This is a genomic window from Nitrosomonas sp. Nm166, from assembly GCF_900112825.1.
GTDB lineage: Bacteria > Pseudomonadota > Gammaproteobacteria > Burkholderiales > Nitrosomonadaceae > Nitrosomonas.
On record NZ_FONE01000039.1, the window covers coordinates 1 to 17,130 of the forward strand.

Here is a 17,130-nt window from a genome sequence, read left to right on the forward strand (position 1 = left end):
TTTTTGCGAAAAGCTTACAAAAAGTACTTCATTGCTCACAAAAAAATCTGAACTGAATACGCTTCAGGTAAAGTTATGTTTTTGCAAAGGTCTCATTGGATGTAATAGTACCATTCGCCGGAGTGCTAGTAAAAAAACCACTTCCTGAAAAACAGGAAGTGGTTTTTGTTTTACTTCTGTGATTCTCTCTGAATAGAGAGAATTCTTATCGTCAGATTAGGCGAGCAGGAAATTATCTTCGGTCAATCCCAAGTCGGTACCAACGAGTTCGATCACGAAATCTTCATTCTCATCGAAGGTTCCCGCATTAGTACCATCTTCATAAATGACGTATGTACTACCGTCAAATTCGAAGGCGTACACTTCATCAGCAGCCCCGGTGAAAGCACCGATGGCGGCATCAAATGCATCATCTAATGTAGTGACTTCATCAACTGCAGCTTGAATATCTGCCAACTCATCCTCGTCGACGAGTGCAGGAGTAGCAGCAGCATCAGTAGTGTTACTAAAGTCAATAACATCTGCACCACCTTCGAAGCCTGTAACAACCATGCGGCTAGCCACAGAATCAACAAAAGTACCATCGTCTGGATTAGATACGATCAATGTATCAACTGCACCCGCACCCAATGTAATAGCATGAGCATCTTCATCAGCCGCATCCACAAAGATATTAGAACCACCCGTTCCGATCACTAATTCAATACCAGTTGTCTGAGCAGCAAGATCGATAAACAATTCCCCTGTGAATTCAGAAGCATCCACGCTATCTTGGATATTCTCTGTAGTAATATCGAGCGTTTGATCACCTGTGATGGTCAGGATGCGTAAGGCATCATTTTCCATCGCAGTAATGGTGTTCTCATCTGCACCCGAGCTATTGATGGTAATATTTTCTACACCATCTATTGTCAGTGTGCCAGCGGTCACGCCAGCATCTTCGCCACCGATATCGACAGCAAGCGACTGAGTGCCAACTTTACCAGCATTAACATGAGACAGCTCAACATCGGTAACATTTGTCAGAATGTTTGTAACCACATCGGCACCAATGTTATCGATTACATTACCACCGGCAATATCAGCATTTAAATTAACCCGCTGAACCCAATCATAGCCGTCTAAATCATAACCTACATTCGCATCGATCTGCAAAATCTCAAAGTTGGTGATAGCAGCATTGACATCCACATCGTCATCGATTTGAGCATCAACTGCCAGAACGTCTTCTTCACCCTCTCCACCATCCAAAGCACCTGTTGCGTCTTCGTCCACTGTTGATAGTACTGCACCTGTAGTCAGGGTATCGTTACCACTACCAAGCGTTACGGATAACTCATCACCCGCTGCAGCTAAACTAGCACCAACTTCAATTGCTACATCACCCGTTGCAGCAGACCCATCAATGGTCGTAACGGTATTAGCCAGAGCAGTAGTAATGGTCAGGTCCTGAGCACCGGAAATGTTGATAGTCTCTACGGCATCGCCGACCAGAGCGACAAGTTCGTTCTCAGAAGAACCGCCAGAATTGACGTTAAAAGCTTCAACATCATCAATCGTCACAGTTCCCGCATCAGCAGCAGTCAGTGCAACGGTAACTTCATCCGCATCACCTTCAACAGCATCTTCGGCAAAGTTCACAGTAAAGTTATTCGCACCATCACCTTGGTTGACACCAACTGCAGCCAGAGCAGCTACGTTATTAACGGTCGTATTTTCAGTTGAACGATCGCTCCAAATATGGGTTACGCCATCCCAACCGGAGGCCTCGACAGTGCTACCACCAGCATTAACATCGCGAATCCTGACATTTTCAATCGCGGTCAAATCAACAAGCGCGGTGTTTGCGGCAGTCAAAGTCAGATTCAGGGTATCATTGCCACCACTGCCGTTCAGACTGTCACCGGTGTTATAAGTTGTATCAGACGCGATGAATAAGTCGTTAGCATTGGTACCGGTCAGAGCGTCTACATCATCTGTCAGTGTAAATGTATTTGGAGTTCCAGGTGTCTGATTTGCTATTTCTTCTGCTTCTGCACGTGTAAGCTCATGGTCTGAAGGAACTGAGGCAAGTACATTCTGCAGGGTAGAAAAATCAGTGCTAGAGTTTGTTTCAGAAAAAACCTCAGCAACTAATACTTTATTATCCAGCAAAGTAGCTGTTTCTTCAAATTCTGGCGCAGGCGTTCCTTTCAGGTAAGTTACTGCATCAAAAACGATTTTTCCTAGACTCTCGCCTGCTTCAAGCTTTTGTGTGAAGTAAGCTTCAGCCTGGGAGCCTGCGCTTGCTGGATCATCATCCGCTTCCAGACCAAAATGATCCATCAAAATACCAACCTGAGCATCCGTGGTAACTCTACCTAGCAAAATCTCATTCTGAAATACCGGGGTATCATCCAAGAACTCAGCTAGCTGTTGGGTGTCGGAACCGAGATTCTCATACAGATTCGCCAACTCCGTCATATAGACTCTGCCGGGTGCTGCATTGAACAAACCTACAACCACTTCCAAAATTTCTGTTCGTTGATCTGGTGTTATCGCCATGGGAGTTTCCTTAATATAAAATTAAAAAATGATTACGAAAGAAAATTACCTTTAAGTTTTTCACTTTGTCTCTATGTAACCTCTGCATAACCAGCCTCTGCGTAACCAGCATGCCTAGCAGAAAATACCACAAAAGCCAAGTTAGCTCATTCTGCCCAAAACCTATACGCTTGGCAAGTACACAGGTGAGGTTTCCATTTCTTATGTTGCATATTTGCAACATTGATTGTGCTGCTCGCAGTACCTCACTATAGCTTTATCCAAAGATTATTTAACGCCAAGCAACACCGTTTTCCATGGTCATTTCCCTTTAATATCTGCGATAATATTCGTTTAACTTTTCATAGCTAATTTCTCTTGCATCTGTTTAATACGACCACACCTTTTTTTGATATCTTTCTCAGCCTGAAGCGTCATTACCCGCTCATCCTGCAATTGGTCAAGCGTGAAGTGATCAGCCGGTATAGAGGTTCATTGCTGGGATTATTGTGGTCATTTCTCAATCCGATTCTGATGCTGGCGGTTTATACGTTTGTTTTCAGTGTGATATTTAAGGTACGCTTAGATCAGGAAGCTGGCGTCTACTATGATGATCAGTTTGCTTTCGCTTTATTATTATTTGCCGGGTTGATCATATTTAATCTGTTCTCCGAGTGCCTGTCGCGAGCTCCAGGACTCATACTCGCCAATGTCAATTATGTTAAGAAGATCATATTTCCGTTGGAAATCTTACCGTGGGTGACCTTGGGCGCTACGCTTTTTCATGCAGGGATCAGTTTTCTGGTTTTACTGGCTTTTTTATTAATGATTGATCACCCGATTTATTGGACACTGGTATATTTGCCAATTATCATCTTTCCACTGTTGTTACTGATTATGGGCCTATCGTGGTTATTGGCTTCAATCGGTGTTTTTGTCCGGGATATTGGTCAATTCATTGGCTTGCTTCTGACTGTCCTGCTGTTCATGAGCCCTATTTTTTATCCTGCATCGGCATTGCCAGAATCCGTGCGTGATTATCTGTTTCTCAACCCCTTAACCTTTATCATTGAACAAGCACGGGCAGTGATTTTATATGGCCAGTTACCTGATTGGGCCGGCCTGGCAGTCTACTATATGGTTGCCTTGCTGGTTGCCTGGGGTGGTTTGATATGGTTCGAGAAAACCCGCAAAGGCTTTGCAGATGTCCTTTAATTTTGGAAATTCGGAAGCTGCGATCAGAACCCTGAAGCTATCCAAATGCTATCAGTTATATCGCCATCCCAGAGATCGGTTAAAACAATTCCTGTGGCCGCACCGATGGTGGGGCCCGCGTCAGTATTATCGTGAATTATGGGCATTGCGCGACATTGACTTAACCGTCAATCACGGAGAAGTGGTTGGCATCGTTGGTCAAAACGGCTCGGGTAAGTCGACCTTATTGCAATTGGTTTGCGGCACTTTGACACCGACACACGGCGAAGTACAAATCAACGGCCGTGTGGCGGCTTTGCTGGAGCTGGGAGCCGGATTTAATCCGGAATTTACCGGGCGCGAAAATGTCTTCATGAGTGCGGCAATCTTGGGGTTGAGTCAATCAGAAATTGCCGAACGGGTTGAAGATATTATCGACTTCTCGGGGGTGCGTGATTTTATCGATCAGCCCGTCAAAACCTATTCCAGTGGCATGTATGTGCGTCTGGCATTCTCTGTCGCCATCAATGTCGATCCAGATATTCTGGTTATTGATGAAGCATTATCGGTAGGCGATGGCGCTTTTGCCCTTAAATCGTTTAGCCGCATTATGCAAATGCGCGACGCTGGAAAAACAATTTTGTTTTGTTCACATTCCCTGTTTCAGGTTGAGTCTTTATGTACACGCGCGATCTGGATTAATCAGGGTCAGATCGTTCTGAATGGAGAATCCGCTCAGGTGGTAACGGCTTACCAGGCGTTCCTGGACAAAAGCGCAGCGAATTCAGCTCCTGGCACGCCGATTACTCCTCACAGCGATGCACCCGCAGTGGATAAAAAATACGTATTGGGCAACGCGCATCTGGATAAAGTAAGGCTGCAAGCAGAAGGTACTAACACATCACATGCCATGATCGTCAGCGGTGAGTCTAGCATCATGATATGGATCAGTTTTGTTTCCGACCCTGCGCTGCCTTGCCCTACGGTAGCCATGACGCTGCAAACCAAGGAAGGACGTATCATCACGAGTGCTGCCACCTGGGAGGACGAATTTGCCATACAGCGGACTTCTGCAGGATCCGGACAAGTTTATCTTAAGCTGGATCATTTGCCCTTGCTAAAGGGCGAGTATCTGATTAGCGCCTATCTGCTGTGTGAGCGCGGTTTGCATATTTATGACTCAGCAGAGGGAGTAGCCACTTTAGAAGTAAAACAAGCAGGCCGGTTACAAGGGTATTTTTCAATCCCCCATCAGTGGGAAAACCATACAATTACCACACACAATGACCAACACTAATCAAGAGGTGACACTATCGAGTACACAACATGATCAGCAAGCCGGTCATATCCCTTCAACTGCTACAGATTCATCCTCTCCTTTTACGGATTGGGCTTTTCCATTCAATGTTTATGCGCATGCACTGCTATTACAAGAAGGTAAGGCTGCCTATCTGCATTATGGATTGCTGCAAAATGACAAAGTCAGCCTGCAGGCAGCACAGCAATTTTCCATGAACCTATTGAGAACCAGATTGCCATCACCGCCGTGTCGTATTCTGGAGGTGAGTACTGGTTTAAACAGCGTTCTCTCCTTGTTAAGCCAGTGTGGTTACGAAGTGCATGGCATCACGCGGGATCCACAGCAAACCACTGCTATTCAAGAATCCGTGGAAGCTTTTGAAGCTCAATCAGAAAGCTTTAAGGCTCTGTTATTTCAGGAATCGGCAAGATACATCGAGCCGCTGATCATTTTTAATAAAGCACTGGATTTATTACCTTTATCAGGTGATTTAATCATTATCGATGAGTTCGCGTTGCAGCAGCACGATCAAGCAGGTATTGAAGCACTTCACTCGCTCAATGACCTGTTGGCACTGGCCGAAAGATTCGGGTTCGAATTGATTGAGCATCTGGATTTATCCACCATCGCGGCGCCAACACTGGATTATTTACTACAAGTTACCCAAATTCATCAGCAAAGCCTGATTAAAAGCCTTGCTCTCAGTGATGAACAACTGACTCGACTGAATGCATCAAACGAGCTTTATCACAAAAGGTATGCCAGTGGACACTATGGCTATGCCTTGCTCCATTTCAGAAAAAAAACCATGCCCAAATGGCATCTGCGGATTCTGCAGGAAAGTCAAATGCCGGAAATGCTTGACTTATTTAAGAGAGCCTTTAATCACGACATGGCGCCAGCCATATGGCAATGGAAATATGGCTCGGAGTCAGGGAAGAAAATCGGCCTTTGGCGTGGCAATCAATTGATCGGCCATTACGGCGGCATCGGTCGGGATATTCTATTTTTTGGTCAACCCCAACGGGCTGTGCAGATTGGGGATGTCATGGTAGACATGAATGAACGCGGCACGCTTACTAGAAAAGGGCCTTTTTTCCTGATGGCAGCGACTTTTCTGGAACGCTATATCGGCTATGGCAAGCCCTACCTGGTAGGTTTTGGTTTCCCTAATGAGCGAGCAATGAAGGTAGCAGAGCGGCTGGGGTTATATGCTGAAGCCGGTCGCATGATCGAATTTTCATGGAATCCTCGGTCGAGATTCCCACTCTTGGGAACGCGTCTACAGCTGATCGATCGTGGGGCAGATTTTGCAACCCGTGCTGTCAACGAATGCTGGCAGCGCATGGCCGCCGATATGCAGACTGCAATGATCGGTGTGCGCGATTGGCGTTACCTGCAATATCGCTATCTCGGTCATCCCAATCAACCCTATCAGGTAATCCTGGTCAGAAATCGTTTCGGTGGGGAAACACGGGGTGTAATGGTGCTACGCCACGATACTCATGGCTGTGAAATCATTGATATCATTGCACCCCTGACCGAGATTCCTTTGCTGGTTTTGCATGCCAGACGGCTGGCAGGTATGAGCGGTGATCATCGATTGTTCTGCCGCATCACAGAAAACTTTGCAGCACATTTTGCTGGTGCTGGCGGTATCCGACAGGCCCTCGATATTCGCATTCCCGCCAGCACCTGGGGCGCTGTTCCAGCAGCCGATTCTCTACGCGATCACTGGTGGTTGATGTCGGGAGATACCGATTTCCGGTAAACAAGCTTCACATCCTGTTTTAACCAATGAATATCCGTCGATGATTTTCGATAACCACACCATTAAAATTCTCATGGTTACCCGTGAAACTCAGTCAGACCGACGCTACGGCCTTGGACGCAGCCTGATGCCTTTGGTCGAAGAACTCTACCGGCGCGGAATCGAGGCAAATTACCTTTGCCAAACTGACTTGGGAGAGCGTGCTTTGCTTTGGCAGCAACGTCTTCAACGTATCCTTTCTTCCCTGCCCGGCAGGATGAACAGCCATACCCATTTTTCGGCCCTGCTCCAAGTCCTGTTAGAACGTTTCAATATGGGACGGCTTGCCGCCAAATTAGCCACTAAACAGGGGTATACACATATACACTGCCATGATCCCATCATCGCGGCAGGTTTACGTTTTTTCTTACGATTTCATCCAAAATGTCGGGTGATCTGGGGAGTGACAGAACATGGTTTCGCCTGTTATGCCCAAGCCATTCACGAAGATGGTGTCCATCTCGGCCAGACGATGATGCGCATCATGCGCAAGTGGGAAAGAAGTATCCTGCTTGCCGCTTCCTGGGTGATCGCTCCCACCCGTAGTGGCATTCACCAGATTGCTCACGATCTGGAGATTTCACCGTTGCCCGAGAACTGGTATCACTTGGTTCATGCGCGCCCGGTACTTAACCACTACAGTCAGGAACAGGCAAAAAATCTGCTCGGCTGGAATAAAGACACTGTTTACGTGCTGGCGGTTGGCCGTATTGCGCCAGTCAAGCAGTTTCCGCTGTTGATTGAAGCCTGTGCCAGGTTTAAGACAAAAGAAAACTTCCAACTGGTGATCCTGGGTGAAGGAAATTACGATGAATTGCAAAAACTGGCACAGCAATTAGACTTCCCTCGAAAAATCATCTTAGCCATTACTGAAAACATTGGCTTATATCTCTGCGCTGCTGACCTGTATATCAGTGCTTCGGCCTCCGAATCCTTCGGCATGGCCAATCTCGAAGCCTTGACCGCCGGCACAGCAGCGATCTGCACTGCTGTAGGCGGCGTGCCTGAGGTAGTAGGTGATGGCGCACTACTGGTAGAGTCAAATCCTGATGCGCTGGCGGAGGCCATCGAGCGCATGTTGAACGACCAGTCATTGCGCGAAGCCATTGCACAAAAGGGTCAGGCAAGAGCTAAAGCATGGCCTGATATCACTGAGATTACTGATCGGTATGAAGAAATTTATCGCCGGGCAACTCGATAAGCAGCGGCAGGCTAAGATAGCCCAGCTGGAGCTCTGCCCACTACCCGCCCTGCTAACCCCTGTTGAAGGCGGAAAAATACTTGTTTTTGCACCCCATCCAGACGATGAAGTGTTGGGTTGCGGCGGCACCCTGGCTTTGCTGCGGCAGAAAAAATGTACGGTAAAAGTCATCTTCGTCACAGATGGTGCTGGCGCTGGCACGCTTGATGCCGATGCACCGGCAATCCGCCGCAAGGAAGCCATGGAATCTCTTGCAGTGCTGGGCATTGATGACCTGGCGTTTCTCGATGAACCCGACGGCAGTTTTCGCAATTCATCGACTTTTAAAAACAAGATTCATACGCTATTGCAGCAATTTAACCCGGATTGGCTGTTCCTGCCCTCGATGCTTGATTACCATCGTGATCATGTCGCTATTGGTCAAGCCATTTTATCCTGCTGGCAACACTGGGAAGGACCGGGCCGTGCGTTTGTGTACGAGATATGGAGTCCGCTTCCAGCCACCCGCGTAGTCGATATCAGCAGCGTTATTGACCTCAAGAAGCAGGCGATTTCCTGTTACGTATTGCCGCTCTCTCACTGCGATTACCTCACTGCCAGCATTGGATTAGCGAGTTATCGCGGCCTTTATCTTCCGGGAAAGGAAGGCTCCAACTATGCGGAGGCTTTTGTCGAAGCCGAAAAGAAGGTGGCGTTTGGAGGAATATTACAAAAAATGCTAGACTTACGATTTTATCTTGAAAGGCTTTTGAAGCGCTGATTCAGCTACTTCTCAAGCTGTTTCTTAACGGTTACGGAATCAAGGATGGTTGAAAAAAGCAGTGTTGTTTTTCCTCTGGTAAGTATCATTATTCGCAGCATGGATCGTTCAACACTGGCAGATGCACTTGATTCTGTGGCTTCACAAACCTATCCGAGCATTGAAGTTATCCTCGTCAATGCCAAAGGTGCAGATCATCGTGAAGTCGGCGAGCAGTGCGGATATTTTCCGATACGAATGGTCGGAAGCGGTGAGCAATTGGACCGCAGCCGGGCAGCAAATGTTGGTTTGGATGAGGCGACTGGAGAATACCTGATTTTTCTCGACGATGATGATCTGTTTTATCCCGAGCATATCGCTGTCCTGGTTAACGCGTTACAAAACCAAAATCACTGCCGCTGCGCTTATGCCGGGGTACGCGTTGAACATTACAAGGAAGGTGTATTAAGAACCACAGATCTGTTGAATCAACCTTTTCATTGGCCGAAACTCTGGGGAAGAAACTACATACCGATCCATGCAGTACTCTTTGAGAGATCGCTGCTGAATGACGGCTGCCGGTTTGATGAAACGCTAGCCGTTTATGAAGACTGGGATTTCTGGGTACAGATGACGCAACACACGGACTTTGTCCACATTGACTGCGTAACCGCCTGTTATCGGAACTACGGCCATTCCGGTTTTGGCCTGGAGACTGACAAGATTTTCATTCGCAAAGCCAAAGGCATTTATTTTAATAAATGGAAGTCTATCTGGTCCGGCGAACAAATGAGCGAACTCATAGAATTCAGGGAAACATTGCTGGAACAGGTACAAAGCCAACTCCATGCGCAGCAGGCCGAATGTAGTGAATACAGGCAAAAGTTGACTGAGTACCAGCAAGCAGTAACTAAGCATAGGCAAACAATAACAGAGCACGAGCAAGCAATCACGCAGTACAAGCAAACGATCGCAGCATACCAGCAAGAAATAGCAGAGTACCAACGGGCAATAGCGGAACATAAACAAGAGATCGCGGAGCACCAACGAGCCGTAGCGGGAAACCAACAAGTAATTACGGAACACCAGCGAGAGATAGGGAAATATGCTCAGATAATCCACGCGCTTTATAATTCAAACTCCTGGAAGCTTACCGCACCTTATCGTCAAGTTGGCTTACAGGCACGACGCATTTCGCATGTTTTAGCGCTTAGTTCACGCTTTATCAAAGAGCATGGTGGTGGCTGGCAAGGTGGCAAGCGTTTAATACTTAAAACCGGCCAAAGATTACTAAAAGAAGGGCCTAAAGGTGTGCGTAATGGTTTAAGAAGGTATGCGTCATACCGCCCTCCCAGAGAAATAAGCAAGTTTATAGGCGCCTCGATAACCCGCCCTGAACTTGCACCTCATACAATGGCTGTTGATATCGTCATTTGCGTTCACAACGCTTTGGAAGATGTCAAAAAATGCCTGGAGTCGGTACTGCGCCATACCTCCCCGCCGTATGAATTAATATTGGTAGATGATGGCAGTGGAACGGAGACCCGCGATTACCTGGAGCATTTTGCAAAAAATAACCATGCGCGATTGATCAGGAATGAATCAGCGCGTGGCTATACGCTAGCTGCAAATCAGGGAATCAGAGCTTCAAGGTCGCCTTATGTGATGTTACTCAATAGCGATACGATAGTGAGTGCTGAGTGGCTCGATCGCATGATCGCCTGCGCCGAATCCGATCCCACTATCGGCATCGTGGGTCCGTTAAGTAACACTGCTTCCTGGCAATCGATTCCTGATATCGAACACAATGGGGATTGGTCAAACAATCCTTTGCCCGCTGGAATGACCGTGGAAAAGATGGCGCAGCAAGTAGCCATTTATTCTGGGCAACTATACCCACTTATCCCCTTCCTGAACGGCTTTTGCCTGTTGATTAAACGCGACCTCATTGATGAAATTGGTGAGCTTGACGAACAGAATTTTGCCCAAGGATATGGTGAGGAAAACGATTATTGCTTCCGCACGAGGCAGGCAGGATGGTCACTGGCGATAGCCGATGATGTATATATTTACCATGCTCAATCCAAGAGCTATTCATCCGAACGCCGCCGCCTGTTATGCGAACATGCCGGACAAGTTTTAGCCAGAAAATATGGACAACCCTCAATCGATGAAGGCGTGTACTTCTGCCGCTACAATCGCGTATTGGAAGGCATACGTGCACGTGCGAAGCGGTTGTTTGAACGTCATGCATTGATTGAAAAAGCACAAACTCAATGGAAAGGCAAAAGAATCGTCTTTATATTGCCGACCAGAGAAGCCGGAGGAGGCGCGAATGTTGTGATCAGTGAAGCTCAGGCCTTGATAAAGATGGGAGTCGATGTATGGTTATTGAATTTTTCCAATTCACAAGTAGACTTTGAGAATAGTTATCCGGAATTGGATATTCCCGTTATCTATGCGCCAAACGAAGCATTAATACCCAAACTTTGCGCAGATTTCGATGCCGTGATCGCTACCTTCAACACTTCTGTGGCCTGGATCATGTCATTGTCAGCCACCATTCACTCAAAACCGATCCTGGGTTATTACATACAAGATTTCGAACCTTATTTCTATAAACAAGAAACTATTGAGCACAAAAATGCATTAGCTTCTTATACATTGATTCCAGATTTAGTCTGTGTCACTAAAACATACTGGAATCATCTGAAGGTGTTAGAAAACACAGGCGCTCACTGTACTGTACTGGGTCCGAGCATTGATATCGATTTATTTAGACCGAGGCTTCGCAAAGATCCTTCCTGGCCAGAACGACCACTACGGATCGCTGCAATGATCAGACCTTCTTCTCCCCGCCGAAGTCCGCACCTGACAATGGAAATCCTAAAAATTATGGAACAAAAATATAGAGAGCGGATTGAAATTTTCTTGTTCGGTGAAGAAAGCAATACGGCCGGATTTCTTGCTCTACCGCAGGATTTTGCATGGAACAATCTGGGCAAGCAAACACCTGAGCGAGTCGCTTTATTGCTGAACGAGGTGGATATTTTTGTCGACTTCTCAGATTATCAGGCAATGGGGCTTACCGCTATGGAAGCAATGGCTTGTGGCGTGGCCGTGATTCTACCTGAGAACGGAGGAGCCAGCAGTTTTGCTTCGCATGAGAAAAACGCACTGCTTGTTGATACCAAAAATCCAAACGCATGCCATCACGCACTTGATCGGCTGATATCCGATAACGAATTACGAATCCAATTACAACGGCAAGCATTGTCGGATATCACGCATTATTTCCCCGAAGCACCAGCTTTTAAACTCCTTGAAGCTTTATTCAGACTTCATTGAACTTATATTTTTACACACCGAAAAAAGAGAGCAGTTTCAACTTCTCAGAAGCTTTTACTGAACCGAAAGGAAAGCGGTATTTGAAGGCTTATTATAAATGATGCTAGACTTGCGTTTTATCTCGAAAGTCTTTTGAAGAGCTGATCTAGCAACTTCTCAAACTGTTTTTCTAACCGGAGGAAGTCAAGGGTGTCTGAAAAGAACAGTATTGCTTTTCCCCTGGTAAGCATTATTATTCGCAGCATAGACCGCTCAACACTAGCAGATGCACTTGAGTCTGTGGCTTTGCAGACTTATCCAAACATAGAAGTCATTATCGTCAATGCAAAAGGCGCGGATCACCGAGAAGTCAGCGAGTGGTGCGGAAATTTTCCAATTCGTATGGTCGATAGCGATCAGCCATTGGGTCGCAGCCGCGCAGCGAATGCCGGTTTAGACAAGGCTAATGGGAAGTATTTGATTTTTCTTGATGATGACGATTGGTTCGAAGCTGATCATATTGCTAAACTGGCTGATGCTTTGGTTACGCATCCTGCCTGTTTTGCAGCCCACACTGGCATCGCGTGCGTGAATGAGGCAAAGCAAATTACCCCGCAAATTTTTGCACAGCCATTTGATGCCATATTACTGATGACAATCAATTTCATGCCTATCCATGCTGTACTGTTTAGCCGGCACTTGATCGAAGTTGGTTGTCTGATGGATGAAACGCTGGATTATTACGAAGATTGGGATTTCTGGTTGCAAGCCAGCTTACTGAGTGACTTTATCTTCATACCTGGAGTTAGCGGTTATTATCGCATGTATAATAGTTCCGGGGTACATCAACAGAAATCTTTTTCTGGAACGGCTTATGCTCGCATTTATGACAAATGGCGTAACCGCTGGCCAGTCGAACGTGTGGGCAAGTTGATGGGCACTTTTTGGCATATGCATATCGCACAAACTCAGATGGAGCAGGAATTGGTCGACTCTCGAACGCAACTGACTGACACCAATAAACAGCTGAACCATGCCCAGATACAACTAACCCATACCCAAACGCAACTGGCTGATGTCCAGATACAACTATCTGATGCCCAGATGCAACTATCTGATGCCCAGATGCAACTATCTGATGCCCAGATGCAACTATCTAATGTCCAGATGCAATTGACCGATACTCAGGCACAATTAACCGGTTGCCATGCCGAGCTAAATATCATCTATCGTTCTCGCTCCTGGTATATTACTGCCCCGCTGCGCCAATTCAATCTGATAATAAAAAACTTCTTCAGTCGCTCATGAATTTCCGCCTTTTCCTAGCTAAACTACGACAAGCACAGCACTATAATGCTCTCGTAATGAAGACAATGACCGATCGTCTGCAAGGCAATTCCTTTTTTGCGCGCAGCATTAATGTATTGTTGTGGGGCATGTTTCATGCAGCAAGGATAACCCGCATGCAGTGGCCTCACCTACGCGATGGAAAACAACTCACAATTCCTTCTGCAACATCGGAAATAGATACTCCTTGGCAAGCGGCACTGAGTGCCGCTTCTCGCAACACATTAGGCAATCGAGTGTTGATTGTGGCAGAACTGTCATTGGTTCAGTGCAGAAAATACCGAGTAACACAAAAGGTCGAATTACTTTCCCTACTTGGTTACCAGTCGACCATATTGCCATGGACCGATTACATGAGCTGCCGAAACGCCTTGCAAACCCACGGCATGGTAATCTTCTATCGCACACCGGCAACACCAGAACTTAAAAAACTGATTACTGAAGCGAGACGATTAGGTATTATTTCTCTGTTTGATATCGACGATCTGGTATTTGATCTGGAGGAATATCGCCGCAACAGTAACGTACAAAAGCTACCGGAACAGGAACTTACCTTGCTCATGGAAGGGGCGCGTCTGTACAAAGACATGTTGCAATTAACTGGCTGCGCCATTGCAAGCACATCAGTCATCGCTGCAAAAATGCAGCCCCTGTGCCGCGACAAAGTGTTTATTCTGGAGAACTGCCTCGACAAGCATCTACTCGACCTAGCCGCTGGCAAATATCCACCACCCCATAGAGAGGTGATAATCGGCTATGGCAGCGGTACTCGCACCCATGATGCTGATTTCATGGTCGCCACCCCTGCATTGCTGCAAATTCTTGACACTTATCCAGCTGTGCGACTGGCAATTTATGGCTTCCTCGATCTGCCTGTGGATTTTGCTCGCCATGCCGCACGCATCATACGAGTACCTTTTCTGGAACCCGATGATTATTATTTATCAATGGCACGATTTTCGATTAATCTGGCACCCTTAGAAGAATCAATATTCAACGATGCCAAAAGCAATATTAAATTTCTTGAAGCCGCGCTATTTGGTGTGCCATCCGTATGCTCTCCATCAGCAGCTTTCAGGGATGTGATTCGGCACGGCGAAAATGGCTTTCTAGCGAGTACACCGGAAGAGTGGTTTGCATGTTTGTCGCTTCTGGTAGAAAGTGCTGACTTGCGCCACCACATAGGCGAAATAGCCAAACAGGATGTGTTACAGCGATATTCGCCCGCTACTATCGCACAGCGCCAGTTGCAACCGATCATGGCGCATGCTTTGCCGCCACCGCAGAAAAAAAAATTGCGTGTGCTGATGGTAAATGTACTGTTTGCGCCGATGAGCTTTGGTGGCGCTACGATTGTTGCCGAGCAACTAGCTGCTGAACTGTCAGTCATGACAGAAGTAGAAGTCTGCGTTTTTACCGGTTGTTCTCATCCTGATTTGCCTGCGTATGAGCTTGCCCGTTACGAATGGAATGGCATTCCGGTTGTGGCAATAGGCTTTCCAGCAAGTGCAGATCGTTCCGCCGATTACGATAACCCTGAGATGGCAGCACGCTTTGAGGAAGTATTGCGTGCAGTATGCCCCGACATAGTACATTTTCACTCAATACAAATGCTAAGCGCAGCACTTGCCGATGCTTGTCGTCGAACCGAAACGCCTTATGTCATTACACTGCATGATGCCTGGTGGCTATGCGAACGACAGTTTATGGTGCGCGCAGATGGTAATTATTGTGCCCAACCGGGAGTAGATATTACAGTCTGTACCAGTTGCACACCCGATCCGTCCTTTACGCATACACGCTTTCACCGACTCTGGCAGATCATGGCAGACGCAGACCTGCTACTCGCACCTAGTGAGTTTCAACGCAACTTGTACATACGTAGCGGCATTCCACCCGATCACATTCAGGTTAATAAAAACGGGATACTGTTGCCCCGCCAAGAACGCCATCAAAAGAGCAGCAATCATATCACTTTCGCCTTTCTGGGCGGAAGAGCGGTACATAAGGGGTATTTCCAATTACGTAAGGTGTTTGCTGGCATTACCGAACACAACTACACCTTGCGTTTGGTGGATATAGAAAGCAAATTTGGTACTTCGCAAATGCCCAATGATACTTGGCAGATTACCGGCAAGCTGGAAATTGTACCGCCTTTTGAGCAGGATGGAATTGATGATTTTTTCAACAATATTGATGTACTACTCTTTCCTTCACAATGGAAGGAAAGCTTTGGACTGACCGTGCGCGAAGCAATAGCTCGTAATGTATGGGTGATCGCCACAGATTGCGGCGGCCCTGCCGAGGATTTGATATGCGGCGAGAACGGTGAAGTAGTAGAAATGGGAAACATTGATGCTTTCCGTGCCGCCATCATCAGTTTACTACGTGACCCGGCACGTTTGATCACTGATCGTAATCCTCAGCTGGAACGTTTGCGCTATTTTCCGCAACAGGCAGCCGAATTGGCCGATATCCTGCGCAGGGTGGCTGCCCTACGGGCAGAATGACAGAATAATGATATATTCTGCAGAAAACGACTGTTCGTTAGACTGGCTTGTATTATTTTATTTTTAATCTCTACCATACAACACATGATTATGATGCCGTATGAAATACTCGATGCCTTGAGCAGACGAACAGGTTCTTCAAAACAACAGTCAGCAGGTATTTAATGCAAAAAACACAACATTCCGAATGAAGAGCAACTCCATCGTGCCATCCTCCTCAATTTGCGCCGTTATTGTCACTTACGACCCTGATCTTAGTGCGCTGGCAAACCTTCTATCGGCGTTGACGAAGCAAGTAGCTATAACAGTAATTGTGGATAACGGCTCTTCCAAGGATTGTGTCGCCTGGATTGAAGCACATCAACAAGAAAATGTTATTTCTCTGCTTCTCGCAGAAAATCTAGGTGTAGCCGAGGCACACAATCATGCTATCCGATGGGCGCAAGAAAACGAGATGACTCATGTAGTGCTTTTTGATCAGGATAGTCTACCTTTTCCCAATATGATCAGACAACTGTTGGCTAGTGAAATAAAACTGCTGCAACGCGGCGAGCAAGTAGCAGCAGTCGGTCCCCAATACCATGACCCACGTCATCCAAGACCAGCTCCTTTTTTCCAGTTTTCAGGATTAAAATCTATCAGAACTTATTGTAAAGATGGAGAAAATGAACCTCATCAAGCGGATTTTCTGATTACTTCCGGTATGCTGATCCGACTTTCTGTTCTGAATGCTGTGGGTCTGATGGACGCTTCTTTATTCATTGATTATGTGGACATTGAATGGTGCTTGCGGGTCAAGCACATGAAATATAAGTGTTTTGGAGTATGCACGGCAAAAATGAGTCATACATTGGGAGATCGAGTAGTTTCTTGGCAAAATGGAAGACGCATCATTCCGGTGCACAGTCCGTTACGCAACTATTATTTAATTCGCAATGCCATTTTGCTTTACAAAAGAAACTATATCTCAACGTCTTGGGCTTTAAGCGATGCTTATCGGTTACTGTTAAAATATGGACTCTTTTCACTCTTAATACCACCACGCTTCTTGAACTTTAAAATGATGACTATCGGCCTATGGCATGGAATACGCGGAGTAAGCGGAAAATTTCCGGGACACTGGCAACACCACCACTGGAACCATAAACCTGAATCCAATCAATAGATCAGCGTGAGTTT

General features: G+C 46.5%; 10 protein-coding genes. 9 read left to right on the forward strand and 1 reads right to left on the reverse strand.

Annotated elements, in window-relative coordinates; all coding sequences use genetic code 11:
- Window positions 1–216: 216 nt before the first annotated feature.
- Window positions 217–2,544, reverse strand: coding sequence for a beta strand repeat-containing protein (locus BM021_RS11215; protein ID WP_090721123.1), 2,328 nt, complete (start codon window positions 2,542–2,544; stop codon window positions 217–219).
- A 357-nt stretch (window positions 2,545–2,901) separates the two neighbouring features.
- On the opposite strand from BM021_RS11215, the gene BM021_RS11225 reads away from it, so the two are divergent.
- The 9 genes from BM021_RS11225 to BM021_RS11265 all read left to right on the forward strand — a co-directional run bounded on the left by BM021_RS11225 (window position 2,902) and on the right by BM021_RS11265 (window position 17,116).
- Window positions 2,902–3,738 carry an ABC transporter permease gene (locus BM021_RS11225; RefSeq protein WP_090721125.1) on the forward strand — a complete coding sequence of 279 codons (837 nt, stop codon included), beginning with the start codon at window positions 2,902–2,904 and terminating at the stop codon, window positions 3,736–3,738.
- Entirely contained in the window at window positions 3,728–5,014 is a 1,287-nt protein-coding gene (locus BM021_RS11230; protein WP_090721126.1) for an ABC transporter ATP-binding protein, read from the forward strand. Before BM021_RS11225 ends, BM021_RS11230 begins: the two co-directional genes overlap by 11 nt.
- Window positions 5,001–6,788, forward strand: coding sequence for a GNAT family N-acetyltransferase (locus tag BM021_RS11235; protein ID WP_090721127.1), 1,788 nt, complete (start codon window positions 5,001–5,003; stop codon window positions 6,786–6,788). The genes BM021_RS11230 and BM021_RS11235 overlap by 14 nt, the downstream gene beginning before the upstream one ends.
- 40 nt (window positions 6,789–6,828) lie before the next feature.
- A complete protein-coding gene (locus BM021_RS11240) occupies window positions 6,829–8,028 on the forward strand; it encodes a glycosyltransferase family 4 protein (RefSeq protein WP_090721128.1) in 1,200 nt (399 codons plus the stop codon).
- Window positions 7,934–8,788 (forward strand): PIG-L deacetylase family protein, encoded by an 855-nt coding sequence (locus BM021_RS11245; RefSeq protein ID WP_143074330.1) that lies wholly within the window; start codon window positions 7,934–7,936, stop codon window positions 8,786–8,788. The genes BM021_RS11240 and BM021_RS11245 overlap by 95 nt, the downstream gene beginning before the upstream one ends.
- Window positions 8,789–8,833: 45 nt before the next feature.
- Window positions 8,834–12,115 carry a glycosyltransferase gene (locus tag BM021_RS11250; protein ID WP_090721130.1) on the forward strand — a complete coding sequence of 1,094 codons (3,282 nt, stop codon included), beginning with the start codon at window positions 8,834–8,836 and terminating at the stop codon, window positions 12,113–12,115.
- A gap of 189 nt (window positions 12,116–12,304) precedes the next feature.
- Window positions 12,305–13,402 (forward strand): glycosyltransferase, encoded by a 1,098-nt coding sequence (locus tag BM021_RS11255; RefSeq protein WP_090721131.1) that lies wholly within the window; start codon window positions 12,305–12,307, stop codon window positions 13,400–13,402.
- A gap of 65 nt (window positions 13,403–13,467) precedes the next feature.
- Complete coding sequence (locus BM021_RS11260; RefSeq protein ID WP_177186365.1) at window positions 13,468–15,951, forward strand: glycosyltransferase; 2,484 nt, start codon at window positions 13,468–13,470, stop codon at window positions 15,949–15,951.
- A 187-nt stretch (window positions 15,952–16,138) separates the two neighbouring features.
- A complete protein-coding gene (locus tag BM021_RS11265; RefSeq protein WP_090721133.1) occupies window positions 16,139–17,116 on the forward strand; it encodes a glycosyltransferase family 2 protein in 978 nt (325 codons plus the stop codon).
- The last annotated feature ends 14 nt before the right edge of the window (window positions 17,117–17,130 follow it).

What these genes read in the sequence shown, in the direction of transcription:
- BM021_RS11235 (WP_090721127.1), top strand. Translation starts at nt 5,001, where the DNA reads ATGACCAACACTAATCAAGAGGTGACACTATCGAGTACACAACATGAT.
- BM021_RS11230 (WP_090721126.1), top strand. Translation starts at nt 3,728, where the DNA reads ATGTCCTTTAATTTTGGAAATTCGGAAGCTGCGATCAGAACCCTGAAG.
- BM021_RS11215 (WP_090721123.1), bottom strand. Translation starts at nt 2,544, where the DNA reads ATGGCGATAACACCAGATCAACGAACAGAAATTTTGGAAGTGGTTGTA.
- BM021_RS11250 (WP_090721130.1), top strand. Translation starts at nt 8,834, where the DNA reads ATGGTTGAAAAAAGCAGTGTTGTTTTTCCTCTGGTAAGTATCATTATT.
- BM021_RS11260 (WP_177186365.1), top strand. Translation starts at nt 13,468, where the DNA reads ATGACCGATCGTCTGCAAGGCAATTCCTTTTTTGCGCGCAGCATTAAT.
- BM021_RS11265 (WP_090721133.1), top strand. Translation starts at nt 16,139, where the DNA reads ATGAAGAGCAACTCCATCGTGCCATCCTCCTCAATTTGCGCCGTTATT.
- BM021_RS11240 (WP_090721128.1), top strand. Translation starts at nt 6,829, where the DNA reads ATGATTTTCGATAACCACACCATTAAAATTCTCATGGTTACCCGTGAA.